Source organism: Microcystis sp. M49636_WE2, assembly GCF_030065375.1.
In the GTDB taxonomy this organism is placed as follows: domain Bacteria; phylum Cyanobacteriota; class Cyanobacteriia; order Cyanobacteriales; family Microcystaceae; genus Microcystis; species Microcystis aeruginosa_C.
Map to the genome: position 1 here is coordinate 1 of NZ_JASJFG010000819.1, position 2,903 is coordinate 2,903.

Consider the following 2,903-nt stretch of genomic DNA (forward strand, 5'->3'; position numbering starts at 1 on the left):
TAAGGAGATGCTACCGTTTCTGTAAAAATTTTGGGATTATGAAGAAGATATTTAATCTTTTAATCAACCTTAAACTATTTACTTTTCCTAATCTCCACAATTACGATGCTTTTTCATGTCTTATTTGAAAACGCTATATAGTAAGTTAAACTTATCACACAGAACCTAGAAGAGCCGAATTTTTAGGTGAATCCTAATTGAGATGGGAGTCTTTGGGAATAACATCCAAACCGAGGAGAACCTTTTGGGTATTGGACATATCGCCGATAATTCTTTGTAGGGGTGGGGGAAGTTGTTTGACTAAAGTAGGAGTTACGAGAATTTTATCCTGTTCCGCTAATTGCGGCTGTTCGAGAACATCAATTATTTCTACGGTATAAAGACCGGATAACTCCTCGCGACAGATACGAAAAATATTAGCGATCGCCCTCTGGGATTTACTTGAATCACCCATAATGTAGAGTTTGAGAAGATATTGACTCATGATTGCGTGTTATTGAACAGTTTAATGTTGCTGAGACCGATATAGTATTTACGATAGAAAGAGACGAGATAACCCATCAATTCCAGGACCATGAGACGACCTTCGCTAACGTAGGCCTGCGCTTTGGCCAGGGTGACATCCTGATTTTTTTGGCGTAGGGTGGTAGTATGAATGTCCACCACATCGCGAGGACTAGCTTTTAAGAATCCTAACTTATCAGCCAAGCTTCGCAGTCGTTCCGATAGATTATGTTCCACTTTGTATGCTTGTTCTTCTAAAGCTAAATCTAATAAATCTCCGTAATTTTGGACTAATTCTTGAAAAATATCGGGAATACTCTGCCTTATTGCCTCAGAACCGAACATTTTCGCCGTGATGCTAGTTTGTACTCCCTTGATTAACTGTTCCAGTTCGCGAAATTCTTCTTCCTGTTGTTGATGTTTAAGATTGAGGATATATTGCTGACGCTCGATCGCCACACGAATTTGATAGACTAAAAGACTACTATCGATATTATTTAACTGAATATAACCGTCAGCACCGAGTTGAAAGGCTTTAACGACTAATTTCTCATCATTGCTAGTAGTTTGAACCACTATCGGTATATCAGAGGCTAATTCTCTGGTTTTGACTAGAATATTTAAGCCGGGGGGAACAGAGATTTCCAAGCTTAAGAGGATGAGATCAAATTTCTCCCCTGCCAGTTTTTCGGCAGTTTCCTCTAGATCCTGAGCTTGGGTGAGGGTAAAAGTCAACCCCCTGGCCAGGGAACATTGGGGGGCCTTTAACAGCAATCTCTGGATTAATTTAACAGTCGTCGGTTCGTCCTCTATCAATAAAATCCTACAGAGATCCCTAGTCATTGTTAATCGATCGCTAAAATTATCTTTTTTCCCCCTACTCTCATAGTAAGCCCATCTTTGGGAAACTCAAGGACAAAATCACAACATATCTCCGGCAAAAGTGAGATTTTAATGGCGACCTTGCCCTTAAATTCCTTAATTTAACGATTTTTCCTGAAAAAGATCGCTTTTCTACTCCAAGGAAACAATCTATTTCCTTTTTCTCCCCACTTCCCCACCTCCTCACTTCCCTCACCTATTTTGACTCAATTCGGCGAATCGCCACCACTGCCGGCCGGGGAGGTTGATTAACTTGACCACTGGGCCAATTCGACCCTAGGGGTACTTGTCGCATTTGTTCAAATTCTTGCCCATTAGTGGTTTTAAGGGCAAATTTACGGTTTTCAAAGGCTAAATCCCGACGAATTCCCCCCGCTTCCCCCGGATGTTGTACTGCCAAAAATAACGTCTCTTGGTCGGGAGTAAAGTACAATCCCGTTAATTCCGCATCCATGGGAGCGATAGCAAAAGGATAGGGATGCTCTTGACCCTTAACAAACACCCAAGCGCTATTATTACCAAAAATCCCCAATAAATCCCGTTGACTAACCGGGACCCCTTGGGGATAACGAGTTTTCATCTCTCGATTTAACCCACCCGTGGAAATATCGCTAACCATCCAGAGATTTCCCTGTTTATCGAAAGCGAGGTTATCGGGATTAGAAAAACCCTCACCTTTCTCTGTCGGTTCCCCTCCATAAGCGACCACATCCCAACGAAAACTTAAGGAAGCAGCATCGTTATTATCTTCCCTTAAGCTGATAATCCAACCAAATTCGTAGGGTATTTCGCCATTTGGTCCCTTAAATATCTCCTTATCGGCTCCTCCCTCCGCTTCACTGGGACTACCAGAGGTAAAGGTCATATATAAAGTGCCATTCTCGTCCACTTCCGTATCTTCTGGGCGACCAGTACAAGTGACCCCAACGGCGTTAGCGGCAAAATGAGCATCGATGAGAATTGCTCCCTGTTTTTCCGTCCCATTACCTTCATACAGGTCTGCGAGGGTCTTATATTTAGATTTGTAGGCCAGAATCTCCTCATCGTCCTTAAATAGCAGTAATTTAGTCTCATTGGCCGTTCTTTCGGGATTTGGCAACGCTACCACCCCATCCCCGCGACTAGCGGCAATTTGACTCGGTAGGACGGGATTTATCTCCGTGTCGGGATTTAATGGTATCCAATAACCAGTTTTATCGGGGTTGAATTTGGCCCCGTAGAGCATTCCTTTTTCTAGGAGTTTTGAGTTATTTTTCTGCTTAATATCGCTAATTTTGCCCTCGGAAACGAATTTATAGATATGACCGCCTCTGCGATCGCATCCTGAATAAACCGCCAAGGGTTGCCCCGTTTGAGCGAGAAAAGCGACCGCTTCATGGCGAAAACGCCCTAACCAAGTGTGTTTTGTGCCGTAATCGTCGGGATTGGCTGGATCCACCTCCACCATCCAACCGTATTTATTTCCCGCTAACCCAAAAACGTTACCCCGGCCATCCACTTCCCCACTATTGAGAATA

Annotated in this window: 3 protein-coding genes; all 3 read right to left on the minus strand. The window is 43.3% G+C overall.

The window, feature by feature from the left end; all coding sequences use genetic code 11:
- Positions 1–193: 193 nt before the first annotated feature.
- Positions 194–484, minus strand: coding sequence for a circadian clock KaiB family protein (locus PX484_RS18565; RefSeq protein ID WP_002772019.1), 291 nt, complete (start codon positions 482–484; stop codon positions 194–196).
- Complete coding sequence (locus tag PX484_RS18570) at positions 481–1,347, minus strand: response regulator (RefSeq protein WP_287767635.1); 867 nt, start codon at positions 1,345–1,347, stop codon at positions 481–483. Before PX484_RS18570 ends, PX484_RS18565 begins: the two co-directional genes overlap by 4 nt.
- Positions 1,348–1,582: 235 nt before the next feature.
- On the minus strand, positions 1,583–2,903 hold a 1,321-nt coding region (locus tag PX484_RS18575), incomplete at its 5' end, for a PhoX family protein (protein ID WP_288105069.1).

What these genes read in the sequence shown, in the direction of transcription:
- PX484_RS18565 (WP_002772019.1), bottom strand. Translation starts at nt 484, where the DNA reads ATGAGTCAATATCTTCTCAAACTCTACATTATGGGTGATTCAAGTAAA.
- PX484_RS18570 (WP_287767635.1), bottom strand. Translation starts at nt 1,347, where the DNA reads ATGACTAGGGATCTCTGTAGGATTTTATTGATAGAGGACGAACCGACG.